The sequence below is a fragment of the Methylophilus sp. genome, assembly GCF_052173275.1.
Classification (GTDB): Bacteria; Pseudomonadota; Gammaproteobacteria; order Burkholderiales; family Methylophilaceae; genus Methylophilus.
In genome coordinates, this window is the sequence record NZ_JBQMUL010000002.1 from 3,014,865 (window position 1) to 3,031,001 (window position 16,137).

Here is a 16,137-nt window from a genome sequence, read left to right on the forward strand (position 1 = left end):
GAGTCGTTATTTGGAAAGGTAAGGGATGGTACCTGCGACATCAGAGTCGTCTATCAACTGGAAGCGGCTTTCAGTGCCATCTTGCCTGGCTTTGGAGTAAGGAGCGTATTCAGGGTCATTCGCAAACGCGATGGCTGCTTCTTTATTCGGAAACTGGATCAATGCAATCAATGTATTTTCCAATGGTTTACCTTCAAGCACGTCAATATTGGCACTGCGGCTCAAATATTTTCCGCCATGCTTTTCAGCAATCAGGTGAACATGCTTTGCATATTCAGGAACCCATTTATCATCTTTGAGCAATACATCTGCAATTAAATATGCTGCCATTTTCACTCCTAGCGTTTTTATTAAAAATAATCGATTCGAGTTCTAAATTGTATTGATTAAAACAGGCCTACTGTAGGTCTAATCATACGAAGCTTTTGCCTAATACTCTGGAATCTTCCGGTATTTGCGCATCATGCAATTGAATAATTAACCTGTTTATACTTACGCAAACTTTGCTGGCCAAAGCCTCAAAAGTATACACAACATGGTTTGCCGCCCTACAGTACAAGCCTACCCACATCTTCGCGTGCTGCAGGCCTGACGTCAAGACCGTCGGGAAAAATTCTAAAGGGGTGGGAATGCGTTGGTAGCGGCGACAAACTTGCCGGCCACCAACGATTATGCAGCGATAGAAGCTGCGAGGGGCAGGTTGTTCAGCAGTAAGCGGTCGTAGCACTCAATCAACTTTTGCGCCTGTGCTTCACTGGACCATACTTGCTCCACATAACGCTTGCCTTGTTTGCCGACACGTTCACGCAACTGATGGTCTATCAGCAAGGTTTGCACTTGCTGGGCAAAGTGTAATTCATCATCCCGTGCAATCAATGCGCCCTGCTCCTGGCGCAGGATGGAAGCCGTGCCCAGTTCGGCAATCGCGACCACCGGGGTCTCTTGTGCCATCGCTTCCAGCAATACCAGGCCTTGTGTTTCACTCTTGGAAGCGAACACAAAAATATCCGCCGCACGGTAAGCAGCATTGAGGCCAACCGCGCGGTCCAGGTAACCCAGGAACATGACGTTCTGTTGCAGGCCGTTATCCTTGGTCATTTTCTTCAACATCGCTTCAGCCGGGCCTTCACCTGTGATCACCATCAAGACCTCGGGATGATCCTGAATGACCAGCGACAACATTTCCAGCAAGAACTGGATATTCTTTTCATGCGCCACCCGGCCAACAAACATCAGCAAAGGTCGTTGTGCAGGAATAGCGTATTTCTCCCTGAAGGCTGCGCCATCACCTGGTACAAAACGTGAAGCATCCAAGCCAGTAGGAATCACAGAAATAGGTGTGGTCACGCCATATTGTTGCAAGACATCGCGCATCTGCGCCGAAGGAGATACCACGGTATCCACTTGCTGGCATTGCTTGCGCGATACCCATTGCGCAATATTCACCGCAAACTTGCGTGGTACCCACGGCAAGTAATGATGCATATAATCTTCAAAAAAGGTGTGATAGGTTTCCACCACCGGCACTTGCAGTTTCTTGGCGATTTTCAGCCCTGCATAATGGGCAATAAATGGGGTATGGATATGCACCATATCGTAATCACCCGGGTGCAAGCTTTCGATAAAAGCTACCAGTGCTGACCATTTCATTAAATAATCTTCAGGGTCGAACACGATTTTGCGTGCCTCGATACGCGTGATCCAGGCTTCATCAGCAATCAGCGAGTTATCGAGTGATTGTGTATACTGTGGAGCGATCAGGTGCACGCTATGCCCATCGGCACGCAGGCTTTCTGCAAAGGTGCGGATGCTGGTAGACACCCCATTCACACGCGGGAAATACACATCTGAAATCATCAATACTTTCATGCAAAATACCGTAGACCGGTTCCATGTAAACAATTCTCACATACTTTAACAAGCGTCCGTGATGCTTTTATGACGAAAATCGCTTTCATATCAACGTCATACAACCGTCATTGATCTGTCATCTCACGCGCGCAAAGTGCGCACATGCAAAAGCGACTCCTGCAATGTTCATTGATGCTGCTGATATTGATTGCAATACCAGGCGAGGCGCATGCCTGGGGCTTGTATTCACATGTCGCTTACACCCACAGTTGGCTGCAAACATTACCGCTATTGCCTTTGCCGTGGCTGGGCGTCATGCGCCGCTACCCGGGCCTGGTGATGGCTGGCGCCTGCCTGCCAGACCTGGCGGTGGTATCGCGCACATTTAATCATAGCCATGGCTGGGGCATGGGCCAGCAGTTACTGCACACCCGTAATGACAGGCAATTGGCGCTAGGGATAGGCTATAACATACACTTGCTCACCGATGTAGTCGCCCACCAGCATTTTGTGCCTACGTTTGAAGCCAAGTGGCAGCACGACAGTGTGCTCACGCATGCGGCTGCCGAATGGGCGATGGATGCTTACCTGCATAACGCAGCGCTTCCCTCACCTTCCAAACTATTACGTATACACCGCAAAACCATCGTCGAGACCTTAACCCACACCATGCAATGTGCGCCGGGCATCGTGGATAAAGCGGTTTCCAGACTGGCCACTGCCGACCAGGCCTTGCGCCTGTCGCATATCCCGCAATATTTGTTGCGCCGCTATGGCAGGCTGGATAACGAGTTTGAACAAAAATTGGGTTATTACCGCGATCAGGTGGGCTTGGCATTGCAGGACTTGCCGCAATTACTGAATGGATCGTTCCCGTCATTGCATGCCGAGCATGTGAATCTGGGCATGGAACAGCTGGATGACTGGCGCCGCAAATGCCTGCAAGATGCCAGGCTGCGCCCTACCCGCGCCATCAGCGCTTTTGAGCAGTACCAGCATCAGTGGTTTAACCAGCCCGATAGTTAAGCCGTGAGCTAGCTGGGTGTGCACCAGATTGCCTGCGTTCAGGCAGTGACAGCGACAATACTTGCCTGCTCACTTGAATCTAAGACAGTAGCCACCATCTAACCCCTATCCCACTCGCCACCCCACTATCTCCGCATGCCGCCCTTACGTTTTTTGCTTACTGTCACCACGCTGGTCAGCGTTTTACACTATTACATAGGCACACGTTTGCTCAACAGCCTGGCCTGGGCAGACTGGGTGATGTGGTCAGGCTGGGGCTTCCTGATCCTCTCAACGTTGTTACAACCGGTTGCTTTCCTGGCGCGCCGCTTTCGCGATCAGGCGCTACGTGATATCAGCAGCTGGATCTCCATGACGCTGATGGGGGTGTTTTCTTCGCTGCTGGTACTGACCTTGTTACGTGATGTTTTCCTGCTTCTGGTAGCCCTTTTGGACGCCTTGCATCTGCTGCAGGCCGATTTCACAGCCATGGAAAAGAATACGGCTTTACTGACCATCCTGGGCGCGCTGGCCATCAGCGTGATCGGTTTCTTTAACGCCCGCAGATTAGCCAGTGTGGTGAAAATCAAGGTGCCTTTGCGCAATCTGCCAACGGTGCTGCACGGCTTCCGTATTGTGCAGATCAGCGATATCCACGTTGGCCCTACCATCAAGCAAGGTTACCTTTCCCGTATCGTCAATCGCGTCAATGGGCTGGAAGCCGACCTGATCGCCATTACCGGCGACCTGGTGGATGGCCGCGTGAGCGAACTCGCCACCCATACCCAGCCATTAGCTGCATTGACGGCACGCCACGGCAGCTTTTTTGTCACTGGCAACCATGAATATTATTCTGGCGCACTGGACTGGATTGAGGAGTTACAACGCCTAGGCATACAGGTGTTGCTGAACGAACATGTGCAACTATCGCATGACGGGGCAACCTTGGTACTGGCGGGGGTGACAGACTTCACCGCAGGCGGCTTTTATGCGCATCACCAGAGCGACCCGCATGCGGCGATTGCCGGAGCGCCCGCGCATGCGCCAAAGATCCTGCTCGCGCACCAGCCACTCAGCGCCAAAGCAGCCGAGTCGGCAGGCTTTGATCTGCAGTTATCTGGCCATACGCATGGCGGGCAATTCTGGCCCTGGAAATACCTTGTGCCACTGCAACAACCTTATGTCGCAGGCCTGCATAGATTAAAAGATCTGTGGGTGTATGTGAACAGAGGTACTGGCTACTGGGGGCCGCCAAACCGTTTTGGCTCCCCCTCAGAAATCACCTGCCTGACGCTGGTGCCTGATCATGATTAAAGCCGTGTATCAAGCTTCAACGCGTCTGCGGTACAGTACATCAGGCAAATAACTTGCTAATACCAGCAAGATTGCCAGCACAAGATACACTACGCGCAGCGGATAGTCTGTGACAAAACTGGCCGTGGCTTTTTTTGCCGCAATCGCTTGATAAAACGCCTGCTGGTCCTGCCCTTTAAGATAACTGCCTTTAAATTCGGCAGATAGTTCTTTCAGGTAGTCTTCTTCCAGTTGTGACAACATGCGGTCATATTCGGCGTAAGCCACGGGTGGGTCGGGTTCATCGCTGCTCGGGTCGGCATAAGTCACGCCCACCGCGCCTGCATTATTATTTTCGCTGACTGGCCAATAACCTACCGGCTTATTTGCTGTGTTATAACGCGTGATCGCCACTTTTTCCGGGCCACCGACGCCGACAAACGTGAAAAACTCGCCAATCTGCACGCCGCTTAAATCTTGCTTGATAGTCACATTCACGCGTGGCGCTTCATCGCCATCAGTAAAAAACAGCATCTGGGCCGGTTGATTCAGCGCATCATAAATATGCGTCGCGGCATGCACGGAAAAACTCAGCCGGCTATTGCCTTTCCAGGCCATGCGCCACTCAAGGTGGTCAATACCATCGCTGATCACATCCAGGTTTTTGCATACTTCCAGCGGCGTTTGCAGCATGGCCACGTTATCAGAAGCAAAAATGCCTAGGCTGAAATAAGTGCCGCATGGCGCCTTATGTACGATCTGTTTCATCAAGTGTTGGGCGTAGGCAATGCGGCTGACCTTTTTCTGGTTCAGCGTTTCATCTTCCGCATTCATACTCTGCGACACATCGGTGATCAGCAGATAATGCTGCACCTGCTGCCTGAGCTGTATGCTGGGTTTCACCAGCGCCAAAACCAGCAGAGCCAATGCAAGTACATACAGCACCGGCTCATAATACTGTTTCAGCCATGCAATGACTTTCATTATGGCAATCCGATCGGCAGGTTACTGAGTTCCATATGCGACTGGTCTTTAGCACCCGCCTGCATGCCACGCGCCATCACCGAGTACAATAAACTCAAATTGAATTTGGCCGCTTTATCTGCTGGCTGCAAACGCAATGACTGCTCATAAGCGATTTTCGCCTGAGTGAATGCGTAGCGCGCTTCATCCTGGAACGAGCCATCCTCATTGACCGTACGCACCAAGCCGGACAAAAACAGGTTATTACCGATATTGAAATGGATATGCGGTAACTCGGCTTCTGGTGGCGACACTTCCAGCAGTTGCGCATAAGTCTGCACCGCATGCTTGTAATCGTTGTGTTTACCCTGGTCATAAGCCGCAGTAAAGCGCTGCAAGTAAGGATATTCTTTCTCTTTGATCAAGCCGCCACTCTGGATCTTCTGGTTCAGTGCCTGAAGTGACTGCAACTGCCAACCAAAATAGATTGCGCCGATAATGCCCGCCACGGTGATGCTACCCCATAGCCAATTGGCTTTTTTTGCATGTGTTGCCATTAGTACATCCTTATATGTTTAACCAGCACCAAGCCCAAGCCTAACAACAAGGCCGCCACGATCAGGTCTTTGGCGTAGTCGTGTCCGGGAATAATGATGGCGTATTGAATGACATTTTTTTCCTTGGCGTCGATCTCGCGCAAAGCAGATTCAAGCGCCGTGGCGTTATCCGCCTCAAAGGCCTTGTATTTCACTTTGAGTGAACGGAAAAACCTGTCCAGCGAAATCGCTTCCGGCGTACGTTCTTCTTCATAGATGTTGTCACTGAAAATGCTGATGTCATCCGGTTCACGCAGCACGATCCAGTACAGATTGATTTTTTTACCTGTCAGCTGTTTTTGGATCTGGTATTTCACGCGCGGGCTTAATTTACCGGCACCATCCGACAACAATACAATCGCACGTGACCCTGTGCTGGCGATATTCTCAAACAAGGTCACGGCATTGGTAATGCCCGCGCCGATATTGGTCTGGTTCAAGGCCGGGCCAGTGGCTGCCTGTATCGCCGAGTGTATGCCATCGCGGTTGGTGGTGATCTTCATGCCATACAGGGCCGAATTGGTGAAACCAACCACGCCCATCATGTCATCCGGCCGGGAATCAATAAACGCGGTGATCAAGCGTCTGGCAGCGGCGGATTTAATCTCTGCCGCATGGCCGCCAGTGCTTTGCCCGGCAAACGGGTGATCCATACTCACACTGCGATCAATCACGAAGACGCTTTGCGCACCTTTGCCGACTTTTTGCTCCTGGTGGCTATCACCCTGCGGGCTGGCCAGCGCCAGTACCAGGCAAAGCAGCATCAGTGAAGTCGCAGCTTTCACCAGGCGATTGGCAGTATCAGAGAACGGGTCGGCAGGCACCATTTGCAACCAGGAGTAAGATTGCGCATGCCTACTTTTCAACAGAAAAGGCACGGCGGCTACCGGTAACAGCAGCAAGAACCAGGGGTGTAACCAATGCATCAGACGCCCCGTTCACAATCGCGCAACTGGCGCGTAAAGGTTTTACATTGCTGCAGATAGGCCGCGGCATCATGGGTTTGCCCGCTATACAGCACCGCATTGGCCTGGGCAAAGAAAGTATGCAACTCTTGCTCCAGCGGTTTAAAAGCAGGCTGTTGCGCGACAAATTCAGCCACATGTTTACCCAGCATTTGCTGTCCAAAGCGCTGGTTCAGAGCGTCTTGCACGATCAGGGCCGCCTGCTTCTGTCCTTCGGCATTCGCCGGCAGCTTTTTTAGTTTGCGGTAAGCGCGCGCAAACTGGCCATTGACCATAGGCAATAAGGTCCAGTCAGCATGTCGGTAAAGCAATACCAGGCCGCCAACCAGTGCCAGCAACAGGCTTAGGGCTAACCCACGTTGTGGCGTCTGGGTATCCAGTAATGCGGGAGGATATTGGGCAATCACACTTTGTTTGGCTTTTTGCAACTGGTCCGGCAACTGCGCCATCAGCCAGAAGCGCCAGGAAGGTAATTCAGCGGTGGCACCACTGTTAAAAGTCAGTTGTTCGGCAGGCAGTTGCAGTTGTACCGGTTTGCCACTGCTGGCAAATACCTGATAATCAAATACCAGCGTGTACACTTGTTTATCGCCCTGCTTGCGGCTATCGACTTTCAATTGCCTGAGTTCCACGCCATTGCGTTGCAAGCCTTTGAGCGGCAGGTTGCTATCGTTGAGCTGATCATTCGCTGCCACCGAAAGCTGGATGGTGCGTTGTAACACATCACCAATCTGTATCCCGGCATAAGAAGCCGGGTTATGCACACTGAGCACCTGCACTTTAGGTGCAGCATCTTCGGCATAGACCAGGCTGGGGCACACACAGGCGATCAACCACCCTAAAAAAATCTGTTTCATCAGCACACTCTAATGGATAAGTTGTTCAAAATAGTCCGACAGCAAGGCGGCTTCAAAGCGCCCATCGACATACAGTGGCCGGATATCAAACCGCGCAAACAGTTGATCCAGCGCCTGTTTACGTTGTTCAAACATCTCGACGAACTGCGCGCGGATGGCCTGACGGAAGAAAATAGTTTTTTGCTCGCCGGTTTCCGGGTCCTGCAAATTGCCGAAACCAAAACGCGGTAAACGCTGATACTCCAGCGGGTCCCACAATACGATGGGGATGATCTGGTGATTGGCCATCAGGTTCAAGCCATGCTCTATCAATGACAATGGCAAATGGAAGTCAGAAATCCAGAACACCAGGCCTTTTTGCTGACCCAGTAAACCAGCTGCTTCAACGATGCCGCTGCCATCGCGGCGGGCACTGCGAAAATCACCCAGCTCGGCAATGGTGGCAAACGATTGATGCGCATGATGCCCCGGCGGCATACTCAAATGCGGGATCACGTGCTGGTCATAACTCACCAAGCCGAACAGGTCGCTGTTCTCGTGCGCGGAGCAGGCAATCGATGCCGCCACCGCTTTCACGGTATCCAGCTTGCGCATCTGCCCCTGAAACTGCATGGAACTGGACAGATCGCACACGGCGTACAGCGGCGAAGAGGCTTCCTGCTTGAATACGCGTACCTGAACCTGCTCGTAAGGGTCACGTATGGTTTGCCGTAGATCCACGCGCCTGGCATCTGGATAATCCACCAGTGAGACATGCTTGCTGAACTCATCCCCCGGACCACGCTGTATGCCCAGGTGCTCACCCGTGTGCACGCTGGCTGAACGCCAGGGCACCTGGTAGAAAAAAGGCTGGGCGTAGTCTGGGATCATGCTGCTTTAGCCTTGGAAGGCACGCTGACTGAAGCCAGGATCTGGTTGGTCAGTTCACGCGACAGCTCGGTGCGACGGCTCTCGAACATCGGGTTAAGCACTAATCGATGCGCAATGATTTCATGGAACACCGCGTGGATATCTTCCGGGAACAAACTGTCACGACCCATGAGCCAGGCATGTACACGCGCCGCTTTTAGCAGCATGCCCATGCCGCGAGGGCTGGCGCCGGTGTGGATCAGGCGATTAACATCTACGCTATCGAGCTGAATACCGAAGGCAGATGGTTTTTGTGTCGATTCCCACAAGTCCAGCGCATAGTCTTCCAGCACATCACTGGAGCGGATATGGCTTTGCAATATGTCTGAGAACGCATTCAGCTGATCGTAGGCAAGAACGCCTGCATTCACTTGTTGCGTCAGGCGCTCGGCATGCTGGAACTTCACATCGAACATCAAGGCTTTGCGCAGCGCGCGGTCATCGGGGATCTCGATCGGGATCTCCATCATAAAACGGTCACGTGCGGCGGACGGAATCTCGAAGGTTTCGTTTTTTTCCACCTGATTACGGTCGGCGAATACCAGCATGTGCGGCAAGCGATATTCTTTTTTGAACGCGCTGATGTGCCGTTCAGCCATCACGCGCAACATCAATGCGTGCACCTGCGGTCGGGCACGGTTGATCTCGTTAAAGAAAAACACTGATAGCTGCTCACCTGCCCTCAACAAAGGGCCCTCTTCAACTTTTGGCCGACCATCCTCACCCAAAAAAGTATGGTAGATCAGGTCATTCGGCATTAAATCCACAGTGCCTTCAATACGCTCATAAGCGCCACCCAAACCACGGGCAATCGATTGCAGCAAGGTGGTTTTACCTACGCCCACACCGCCTTCAAGCAGCACATGGCCGCGGGCGAAAATGGCGATATTAATCGCGCGTATCGCTTTGTCCTGGCCGACCACTACTTTTTTCACTTCGTTTTCGAGTGTCAGCGCATGGTCGCGCCACTCGGTCAATTGTGTTTCGATTGATACGGATGTCATGGTTATCCCTTGTTTACAAATTCAGCCGGGGCTATGATGCCAAAGTAGCTTCTGGAAAAGGTGCGAAAGAACTGGTTGCAATTTGTGGTTTGCCACGCTAATATGCAGACAGGTCTGTTCACTTATTTCTAGTCTACTGCAGCCATCGAAAAAAAAGCAAGAAGATTTTTAGGGGTTATCAGCGTGAATGTACTAGCGATTGTGAATAAGACAGGCCAGCGTTGTATGCGTACAGCAAAGGCTTACACATTGCATGGCCTTTGGCAGCTCGGGTTGAAGCAATGGAGCAGGCATGCGCCGTTTTACAGGCTGCGACACCAGTTAGTGGCCTGGAACACGCAACGCGTGACTGCACTTGGTGCGAGCGCAGCATTAAACGCACAGGATATTTTGCATATCCGCGAATTGATAGACCAGGCGCAGCAAAGCTCGACGGCAGAAATCTCGCCTACTCTGCTGGACCAATGGTTTTTTCAGGCGGTAGGTGCCATACGTGTGCAGGCGCAAACGGGTGAGGACACCGCCTGGCATTTATTTGAGCAATCAGTCCATACCCAGTTAGGCGGGCAATCATGGCAACGCTCACTGTCTTTGGGCATGCTGGTGACGCTCTGTGTGGTATGGATGACCATGGTCACACCCGGTCACAAGCCTATGCCTTCTGAGTACTCGCCGTATGACGAAGTGCAATTGAGTGAAACTAGTGGTACAGCTGATCCGGTGACCATCAGCCTGCTGAACCTGGCGTATCAGAAGATGCAAGCTGGCAGTTGCCAACTGCCGCAGGCGGCAATGCTGCCCGATGCACAGCGTCAGGCGTTTATCATGTTTGTAACGAAAGGCAAGGTAGATGTTGACCATGTGGAGCAATTACGACAAGCGCTTGGATACGTCAGCTGCCTGTATCCGCAAGAACTCATGCGCCCGCAAGGTCGCGAACGTTTACCAAGGCCATAAGCAAAAAATCGGGATATCCCAGTGATGGGTAAAAAGGATAAGTGATGAACATGCGAGAGAAAATATTAACCATTGCCAGTAGCCTGTTTGATACCAGAGGCATCCAGGCTTCAGGTGTTGATACGATTATCATGGAAGCTGGCGTTGCCAAAGCCACGTTATATAAGCACTTCCCCAGCAAAAACCTGCTGATCACCGCCTATTTGCGTGAGAAGTCTGACAAGTTTTATGGCTGGCTGAATGCGCAACTGGCGACACAGAAAACTGAATCGATCGAATTGCTGATTCAATTGTGCGAACTGCTGGAGCAATGGATCACGCAGCCAGAGTTTCATGGTTTGCCTTTCCATATTGCCGCTGTGGAGTTCCCCGACCCTGAGCACCCTATCAATCAATATTCAGCTGTGCTGTCGGTAGAGCTGCAAACCTACTTGTGCAAGATTGCCCGTAATGCGGGTGCTAAAGACCCGGAAGCCCTTGGCCAGCAATTAACCATCTTGTTTGAAGGGGCGGCTCTGGTTGAACGGCTTGCGCCAAATACCGGTGCGGCTACACGTGCAAAACTGGCAGCCATCACCCTGGTACACAACGCCACCTGACTTAGAGTAGCGCCTATGTCTCTACCTTTTGCATGGTAACGACATAGGCGTTAATCAGCTGCGTCGCCATGGTGACCATTGCCAGTAATTCAGCTTGTTCTACCCCGCTCACCGCTTGAACCGTCATCCCCTGATGCAAGGTCATCACCAGTTTAGCCAGCGCAGCCGTGTCTGTCTGAGGTGCTAAATCCCCATCCGACTTGGCACGTTCAAAACGCTGCCCCAGCTTTAGCTCTATCGTATTCCGATACCCACTTAACAAGGCCTGCATACTGGCAGCTTCAGCGCTGCCAGCCAGCGCACCTTTAGTCACCAGACAGCCTGCTGCATGACTTTCGTCTGTTAGCATATGCGCGGCTTGAGTCAATAATGCATGGATCACCTTTGCGGCAGTCGTTGCTTGCAGAGATTCGGCGATAAAGCCCGCTGGCCCTTGCACATAAGCCTCTACTGCTTTCTGGAATAAAGCCTCTTTACTGCCATAGGCGGCATAAATACTGGCTTTATTCATATCCATGGCAGTCATCAAGGTCGCCATCGAAGTCCCTTCATAACCATGCTGCCAAAAAGCATACATCGCTTTTTCCAGCGCAGTATCGTAATCAAAAGCGACTGGTCGACCACGTTTTCTGGGAGTTAGAGATTCATTCATCATAGATACCTGATTAAATTTTCATTTATTATACCATTTGGTACAAAATATGTTGACACCTTTAAATATCGACAGTATTATTTATTTACCGATTGGTATTTAATTTAAATAATGTCAAATGAAAAGGAAATTCAACATGAGCACTTCCCAACAACGTATCGCTTTTATCACTGGTGCAAACCGTGGTATCGGCTTTGAAACCGCAAAGCATCTGGGTGAACAAGGAATAAAAATCATTCTGGGCGCACGTGATAATACTAAAGGGGCTGAGGCGGTAGCAGAGTTGAAGGCTAAAGGTGTCGATGCAGAATATCTGCATTATGACGCTGCATTGTCAAACTCACCACAGGCGGTGGCTGAAGCTTTACAGTCACGTTTTGGCAAACTGGATATCTTAATTAATAACGCAGGCATATTGAAAGAAACACTGATCGGCCAGAACAACACTGTCACCGTTGACCAGGACACTTTGAAAGAAACGTTTGAAGCTAATTTCTTCGCCGTGGTGGCACTGACGCAAGCCTTATTGCCTTTATTGCAAAAAGCGCCAGCCGCACGTATCGTTAACCTGTCTAGCATACTCGGCTCTCAAACCTTGCATAGCACACCCGACTCACCTATCGATGTCGCAAAAGGGTTGGCTTATAACGCGTCAAAAACAGCACTGAATATGTTTACCATCCACCTGGCACACGCTTTGAAAGATAGCCACATCAAAGTCAACTCTGCACATCCTGGCTGGGTAAAAACTGACTTGGGTGGCCCTGATGCGCCTATGGAAATCAGCGATAGCTGGAAAACATCCGTGCGCCTGGCGACGCTGGACGACAATGGCCCTACAGGTGGGTATTTTCATGAAGACCAGGCATTGCCATGGTAGGAAACACTCATCCACGAGTGGCAATGAAACGCCAGTTGCTATTCGCGGTGTTGATGTCACTGGTGACGGTGAATATTGTGAGCATCTCAATTCTGCTCATACATGGCGTGCCGGTGGCGTTGTTGTTTGAGAAATGGTTGACCAGCATTGTAGTGGCCTGGCCTATCGTATTTATCAGTATTCTGGTGGTGGCGCCATGGTTATTACGGCTGACGGAACGGCTGGTGCAAGACCACGATTAGTCATGGCTTGTGGAAGGCGAGCGCGAGGCTGGTCTGCCAGGCTGGCAGGCCTGCTCGCATATGACTGACGGGCAGGTTAGAACGGCTTGCGTGGTTCCAGGTGACGGAAAATAATACGGCCTTTGTCCATATCATACGGTGACATCTCAATCGTGATCTTGTCGCCCGCCAGAATACGGATTTTATGTTTACGCATTTTGCCGCCGGTATAAGCGATCAATTCATGACCGTTTTCCAGCTTCACGCGGTAGCGTGCATCCGGCAGAATCTCGGTGACTGCACCCTGCATCTCAATTAATTCTTCTTTTGCCATTCAGCATCCTTTTTCAATAAAAAAAGCCCGGAATTTCCGGGCCCTTTTCCGGTAGGCCGATTAATCAGCCTTGCGGACATGCATTGAATTATTCAATGATTTGAATATTTGCAGCTTGCTTACCTTTAGGGCCAGTAGCTACTTCAAAGCTTACGCGTTGGTTTTCTTTCAAAGTTTTGAAGCCTGCAGATTGAATCGCAGAGAAGTGCGCGAACAAATCTTCGCCGCCATTGTCAGGAGTGATGAAGCCAAAACCTTTTGAATCGTTAAACCATTTAACTGAACCTGTTACCATGATAAATCCTTGAATGAAAATTGATAATTCGGGCTAATGCCCATAACGAGGATCAAGATGGCGGGAAGTAACGATACACCAAAAGATAGAACCATAGAACAACGACACTACTTGAACTTCGTGAGGGCACACTATGCACGGAATATTCGAGATTGGCAACAAATATTTGATAAACGTTTTAAAAATCAAAAAAATCATTAGATTTCAAGGGCTACAGGGCATAAAAGCCCTGATTTATCAGATCAGATCGACTCAAATTCAGATGATATTCGGCAGTATTTTGCATTTATAGCGTACTTAATAATGTAAAAATCCTGGGATCATCGCAATGCGCCACGTTGAAACGCAACCACGATGATGGTTCCTGATACGGCCTGAACAGATTGCCCGGTGCCAGCATGATATTTTGCCTGGATGCCATGGTCGCTACTTCAGCAGCATTGCCCCCATCCGCAAGCTGCGCCCACACAAACATGCCACCAGCCGGTTCGGCATGAATCTGTAACCCACAGGCTTCTAACTCGCGTATCACCTGCCCTCTCTTGATTTCCAGCCTTGTGCGTATTTTTTCAATATGTTTACGATAGCGCCCTTCTACCAGGATCTGGTACATGATGCGCTGATTGATCTCGGAAGTGGTCAGCCCTGTCAGCAGTTTCAGGTCAAGCAACCGCATGGCCAGCTCGCGATGGCAGGCTATAAAACCAACCCGCATGCTGGCCGAGATGGTTTTGGAATAACTGCTGACATAAATCACCCGATTCAGCTGATCGAGCGCTGCCAGCCGCGTCGCATGCTGCGAATGAAAATCCCCGTAAATGTCATCTTCGACGATATATAAGCCAGACTTTTCTGCCAGTTGCAATAACTGATGCGCAATCGCTGCGCTGGTACTGGTGCCAGTCGGGTTATGTAACACTGTATTAGTGAAGAAAAGCTTGGGCTTGTAAGTTTCAAGCTGCTGTTGCAGCACATTGATATCCGGGCCATTGGTCAGACGTGGCACGCCTATCAGCCTGGCACCCAGGGATTTCAGGTAACCAAACAAGGTGTAATAGCCTGGGTCATCCACCAGCACCACATCGCCTGGCTGGATAAATAGCCTGGCCACCAGATCCAGCCCGTGCGATGCACCATTGGTCATAATGATCTGCTGTGCATCTGCACTGATACCGATATCGGCAAGATTTTTCTGAGACAGTTGCTGACGCAGAGGAAGATAGCCACTGACATCGCCATAAGCAGTCAAAAACGACCCTGGCTTGCGGGAAAGCTCATGCAGGCTTTTTTGGATGACTTTTTCATCCAGCCAATCGCCGGGCAACCAGCCGCAACCTGGCCTGACCACATCGGGCACATCCCTGAAAGTATTGTGTAACAGCCACAGCACATCATCTGCCCGTTCGAGAAAAGTTGTTTGCGGCGTGGCTTCTTCAACTTTTGTCAGTGGGGCGACATAAAACCCAGAACCGCGTCTTGATAATAAATAGCCTAGCGCGACCAGCCTGTCGTAGGCATCGACCACGGTAAAACGGCTGATGTCATGCTGCACGGCGAAATCGCGGATGGATGGCAATCGCATCCCGGCACGCAACACCCGCTGTTCCACCAGTTGTTTAATACCAGTGACGATCTGCTCCACCAGCGGGATAGCGTCCAGCGGATTTAATGTAATGAGTGCTTGCGTAACTGGCATGGTCATAGGGCCGGTACAGTGTGTTTAATTGTTTATAAATTGTATATGTAGTGTACATGTAATCATGCTTATGATGCGAGCGTTATCAAGGGTAAGAGTCCGTATGAAATACTTCATCATCAGCGTTGTAGTGGCAGTCATCTGTTTACTTATCCAGCGTGGAAGCGCGCCTTCGCAGAGCATCGTTGCAGATGGCAACCGCGCAGTATGTGTTGCCAACATCTCTGCAGGCGCTTTGTGCCTTCCTTCAGCGCAGGCGCAGCAGCAATTCGTACTGGTCAGAGGCCAGCTTCTACCGCTTTAACTAACAGAAGCATTGAGCATGTATATACCAAAACACTTTTCCGAGACTGATACGGATGCCTTGCACGAGACGGTGCGTGCGTACCCATTGGCAACACTGGTATCAACCTCATCAAATAGTATTAATGCTAATCACCTGCCGCTGCACTTCGCGCAAAAGAAAGACGCATTAGGCAGTTTGATCGGTCACGTCGCCAGAGCCAACCCGCTATGCAAAGAGATCATGGATGGCCAGGAAGTACTGGCGATCTTCCATGGCCCGCATGCTTATATCTCCCCTTCCTGGTATGCAACCAAGGCGCGCGCAGGCATGGTGGTGCCGACCTGGAATTATGTGGTGGTGCATGCACACGGCACATTCAAACTCATGGATGATGCCCAATGGTTGCGCGCGCATCTTGAAACACTGACCGCAGATCACGAGAGTAGATTTGAAAAGCCGTGGCGGCTTGACGATGCACCTGCCGCGTTTATAGACAAACTCATAGACGCTGTTGTGGGCATTGAAATAGAGATTACCCACCTGACAGGTAAATGCAAAGCCAGCCAGAATCAAGCTGTTGAGAATCAGTTGGGTGTGCTGCAGGGGTTACGTGCGCGTGATCAACAGCAAGACCATGCAATGGCATCTGTCATTGCCCGCGTCAATCATCTGTAAGGTAGGCGCTTGGGTGCAGATAGAATTTAGGATGGAATGCTAGATCGTATGCAGCAATTAAAAACGGATGCCACAGCATCCGTTTTATTTATGTGAAAG

Annotated in this window: 20 protein-coding genes; 8 read left to right on the top strand and 12 right to left on the bottom strand. The window is 50.8% G+C overall.

Translation table 11 applies throughout. The features are described from left to right. Positions 1-6: 6 nt before the first annotated feature. Complete coding sequence (locus tag ACTS9Y_RS15610; protein ID WP_442586818.1) at positions 7-330, bottom strand: DUF1330 domain-containing protein; 324 nt, start codon at positions 328-330, stop codon at positions 7-9. 339 nt (positions 331-669) lie between these two features. After that, a complete protein-coding gene (locus ACTS9Y_RS15615; RefSeq protein WP_442586819.1) occupies positions 670-1,869 on the bottom strand; it encodes a glycosyltransferase in 1,200 nt (399 codons plus the stop codon). A gap of 144 nt (positions 1,870-2,013) precedes the next feature. Here ACTS9Y_RS15615 and ACTS9Y_RS15620 point away from each other — a divergent pair, with 144 nt between their 5' ends. Next, entirely contained in the window at positions 2,014-2,877 is an 864-nt protein-coding gene (locus ACTS9Y_RS15620) for a zinc dependent phospholipase C family protein (protein WP_442586820.1), read from the top strand. Positions 2,878-3,012: 135 nt separating this feature from the next. Then, positions 3,013-4,170 (top strand): metallophosphoesterase, encoded by a 1,158-nt coding sequence (locus ACTS9Y_RS15625; RefSeq protein WP_442586821.1) that lies wholly within the window; start codon positions 3,013-3,015, stop codon positions 4,168-4,170. Between the two features lie 9 nt (positions 4,171-4,179). Here ACTS9Y_RS15625 and ACTS9Y_RS15630 read toward each other — a convergent pair whose 3' ends face one another. Genes ACTS9Y_RS15630 through ACTS9Y_RS15655 form a run of 6 tightly spaced genes read right to left on the bottom strand, consistent with a single transcriptional unit; the run spans position 4,180 to position 9,443 of the window. After that, complete coding sequence (locus tag ACTS9Y_RS15630; RefSeq protein WP_442586822.1) at positions 4,180-5,133, bottom strand: vWA domain-containing protein; 954 nt, start codon at positions 5,131-5,133, stop codon at positions 4,180-4,182. Then, positions 5,133-5,669, bottom strand: coding sequence for a hypothetical protein (locus tag ACTS9Y_RS15635; protein WP_442586823.1), 537 nt, complete (start codon positions 5,667-5,669; stop codon positions 5,133-5,135). Before ACTS9Y_RS15635 ends, ACTS9Y_RS15630 begins: the two co-directional genes overlap by 1 nt. Then, positions 5,669-6,634: a vWA domain-containing protein gene (locus ACTS9Y_RS15640; protein ID WP_442586824.1), complete on the bottom strand. Its 966-nt coding sequence runs from the start codon at positions 6,632-6,634 to the stop codon at positions 5,669-5,671. Before ACTS9Y_RS15640 ends, ACTS9Y_RS15635 begins: the two co-directional genes overlap by 1 nt. After that, positions 6,634-7,530 carry a hypothetical protein gene (locus ACTS9Y_RS15645; protein WP_442586825.1) on the bottom strand — a complete coding sequence of 299 codons (897 nt, stop codon included), beginning with the start codon at positions 7,528-7,530 and terminating at the stop codon, positions 6,634-6,636. The genes ACTS9Y_RS15640 and ACTS9Y_RS15645 overlap by 1 nt, the downstream gene beginning before the upstream one ends. 9 nt (positions 7,531-7,539) lie before the next feature. Next, positions 7,540-8,400, bottom strand: a complete 861-nt coding sequence (locus ACTS9Y_RS15650) for a DUF58 domain-containing protein (protein WP_442586826.1) — start codon at positions 8,398-8,400, stop codon at positions 7,540-7,542. Beyond that, complete coding sequence (locus ACTS9Y_RS15655; RefSeq protein WP_442586827.1) at positions 8,397-9,443, bottom strand: AAA family ATPase; 1,047 nt, start codon at positions 9,441-9,443, stop codon at positions 8,397-8,399. Before ACTS9Y_RS15655 ends, ACTS9Y_RS15650 begins: the two co-directional genes overlap by 4 nt. Before the next feature lie 225 nt (positions 9,444-9,668). On the opposite strand from ACTS9Y_RS15655, the gene ACTS9Y_RS15660 reads away from it, so the two are divergent. Next, complete coding sequence (locus ACTS9Y_RS15660) at positions 9,669-10,400, top strand: hypothetical protein (protein WP_442586828.1); 732 nt, start codon at positions 9,669-9,671, stop codon at positions 10,398-10,400. A 44-nt stretch (positions 10,401-10,444) separates the two neighbouring features. Continuing rightward, positions 10,445-10,999 (top strand): TetR/AcrR family transcriptional regulator, encoded by a 555-nt coding sequence (locus ACTS9Y_RS15665; RefSeq protein ID WP_442586974.1) that lies wholly within the window; start codon positions 10,445-10,447, stop codon positions 10,997-10,999. A gap of 13 nt (positions 11,000-11,012) precedes the next feature. Here the strand turns inward: ACTS9Y_RS15665 and ACTS9Y_RS15670 are convergent, their stop codons facing one another. Continuing rightward, positions 11,013-11,654, bottom strand: a complete 642-nt coding sequence (locus ACTS9Y_RS15670) for a TetR/AcrR family transcriptional regulator (protein ID WP_442586829.1) — start codon at positions 11,652-11,654, stop codon at positions 11,013-11,015. Between the two features lie 133 nt (positions 11,655-11,787). Between ACTS9Y_RS15670 and ACTS9Y_RS15675 the strand changes: the two genes are divergently transcribed. Further along, the gene (locus ACTS9Y_RS15675) at positions 11,788-12,531 is read left to right on the top strand and encodes an SDR family oxidoreductase (RefSeq protein ID WP_442586830.1); all 744 of its coding nucleotides are present in this window, start codon (positions 11,788-11,790) and stop codon (positions 12,529-12,531) included. Positions 12,532-12,554: 23 nt separating this feature from the next. Further along, on the top strand, positions 12,555-12,773 hold the full coding sequence (locus ACTS9Y_RS15680) for a DUF2798 domain-containing protein (RefSeq protein WP_442586831.1): 219 nt from the start codon (positions 12,555-12,557) through the stop codon (positions 12,771-12,773). 76 nt (positions 12,774-12,849) lie between these two features. Here ACTS9Y_RS15680 and infA read toward each other — a convergent pair whose 3' ends face one another. The 3 genes from infA to ACTS9Y_RS15695 all read right to left on the bottom strand — a co-directional run bounded on the left by infA (position 12,850) and on the right by ACTS9Y_RS15695 (position 15,077). Next, the gene (gene infA, locus ACTS9Y_RS15685; protein ID WP_055825931.1) at positions 12,850-13,086 is read right to left on the bottom strand and encodes a translation initiation factor IF-1; all 237 of its coding nucleotides are present in this window, start codon (positions 13,084-13,086) and stop codon (positions 12,850-12,852) included. An 88-nt stretch (positions 13,087-13,174) separates the two neighbouring features. Then, a complete protein-coding gene (locus ACTS9Y_RS15690) occupies positions 13,175-13,381 on the bottom strand; it encodes a cold-shock protein (protein ID WP_018985697.1) in 207 nt (68 codons plus the stop codon). Between the two features lie 286 nt (positions 13,382-13,667). Next, entirely contained in the window at positions 13,668-15,077 is a 1,410-nt protein-coding gene (locus ACTS9Y_RS15695; RefSeq protein WP_442586832.1) for an aminotransferase-like domain-containing protein, read from the bottom strand. Between the two features lie 103 nt (positions 15,078-15,180). Between ACTS9Y_RS15695 and ACTS9Y_RS15700 the strand changes: the two genes are divergently transcribed. Continuing rightward, on the top strand, positions 15,181-15,381 hold the full coding sequence (locus tag ACTS9Y_RS15700) for a hypothetical protein (protein ID WP_442586833.1): 201 nt from the start codon (positions 15,181-15,183) through the stop codon (positions 15,379-15,381). An 18-nt stretch (positions 15,382-15,399) separates the two neighbouring features. Beyond that, positions 15,400-16,038: an FMN-binding negative transcriptional regulator gene (locus tag ACTS9Y_RS15705; RefSeq protein WP_442586834.1), complete on the top strand. Its 639-nt coding sequence runs from the start codon at positions 15,400-15,402 to the stop codon at positions 16,036-16,038. The last annotated feature ends 99 nt before the right edge of the window (positions 16,039-16,137 follow it).

Coding starts and splice junctions, on each gene's coding strand:
- ACTS9Y_RS15630 (WP_442586822.1), bottom strand. CDS start 5,133: ATGAAAGTCATTGCATGGCTGAAACAGTATTATGAGCCGGTGCTGTAT.
- ACTS9Y_RS15655 (WP_442586827.1), bottom strand. CDS start 9,443: ATGACATCCGTATCAATCGAAACACAATTGACCGAGTGGCGCGACCAT.
- ACTS9Y_RS15680 (WP_442586831.1), top strand. CDS start 12,555: ATGAAACGCCAGTTGCTATTCGCGGTGTTGATGTCACTGGTGACGGTG.
- ACTS9Y_RS15705 (WP_442586834.1), top strand. CDS start 15,400: ATGTATATACCAAAACACTTTTCCGAGACTGATACGGATGCCTTGCAC.
- ACTS9Y_RS15665 (WP_442586974.1), top strand. CDS start 10,445: ATGAACATGCGAGAGAAAATATTAACCATTGCCAGTAGCCTGTTTGAT.
- infA (WP_055825931.1), bottom strand. CDS start 13,086: ATGGCAAAAGAAGAATTAATTGAGATGCAGGGTGCAGTCACCGAGATT.
- ACTS9Y_RS15635 (WP_442586823.1), bottom strand. CDS start 5,669: ATGGCAACACATGCAAAAAAAGCCAATTGGCTATGGGGTAGCATCACC.
- ACTS9Y_RS15695 (WP_442586832.1), bottom strand. CDS start 15,077: ATGCCAGTTACGCAAGCACTCATTACATTAAATCCGCTGGACGCTATC.
- ACTS9Y_RS15625 (WP_442586821.1), top strand. CDS start 3,013: ATGCCGCCCTTACGTTTTTTGCTTACTGTCACCACGCTGGTCAGCGTT.
- ACTS9Y_RS15610 (WP_442586818.1), bottom strand. CDS start 330: ATGGCAGCATATTTAATTGCAGATGTATTGCTCAAAGATGATAAATGG.
- ACTS9Y_RS15700 (WP_442586833.1), top strand. CDS start 15,181: ATGAAATACTTCATCATCAGCGTTGTAGTGGCAGTCATCTGTTTACTT.
- ACTS9Y_RS15640 (WP_442586824.1), bottom strand. CDS start 6,634: ATGCATTGGTTACACCCCTGGTTCTTGCTGCTGTTACCGGTAGCCGCC.
- ACTS9Y_RS15690 (WP_018985697.1), bottom strand. CDS start 13,381: ATGGTAACAGGTTCAGTTAAATGGTTTAACGATTCAAAAGGTTTTGGC.
- ACTS9Y_RS15645 (WP_442586825.1), bottom strand. CDS start 7,530: ATGAAACAGATTTTTTTAGGGTGGTTGATCGCCTGTGTGTGCCCCAGC.
- ACTS9Y_RS15660 (WP_442586828.1), top strand. CDS start 9,669: ATGCGTACAGCAAAGGCTTACACATTGCATGGCCTTTGGCAGCTCGGG.
- ACTS9Y_RS15675 (WP_442586830.1), top strand. CDS start 11,788: ATGAGCACTTCCCAACAACGTATCGCTTTTATCACTGGTGCAAACCGT.
- ACTS9Y_RS15620 (WP_442586820.1), top strand. CDS start 2,014: ATGCAAAAGCGACTCCTGCAATGTTCATTGATGCTGCTGATATTGATT.
- ACTS9Y_RS15670 (WP_442586829.1), bottom strand. CDS start 11,654: ATGATGAATGAATCTCTAACTCCCAGAAAACGTGGTCGACCAGTCGCT.
- ACTS9Y_RS15615 (WP_442586819.1), bottom strand. CDS start 1,869: ATGAAAGTATTGATGATTTCAGATGTGTATTTCCCGCGTGTGAATGGG.
- ACTS9Y_RS15650 (WP_442586826.1), bottom strand. CDS start 8,400: ATGATCCCAGACTACGCCCAGCCTTTTTTCTACCAGGTGCCCTGGCGT.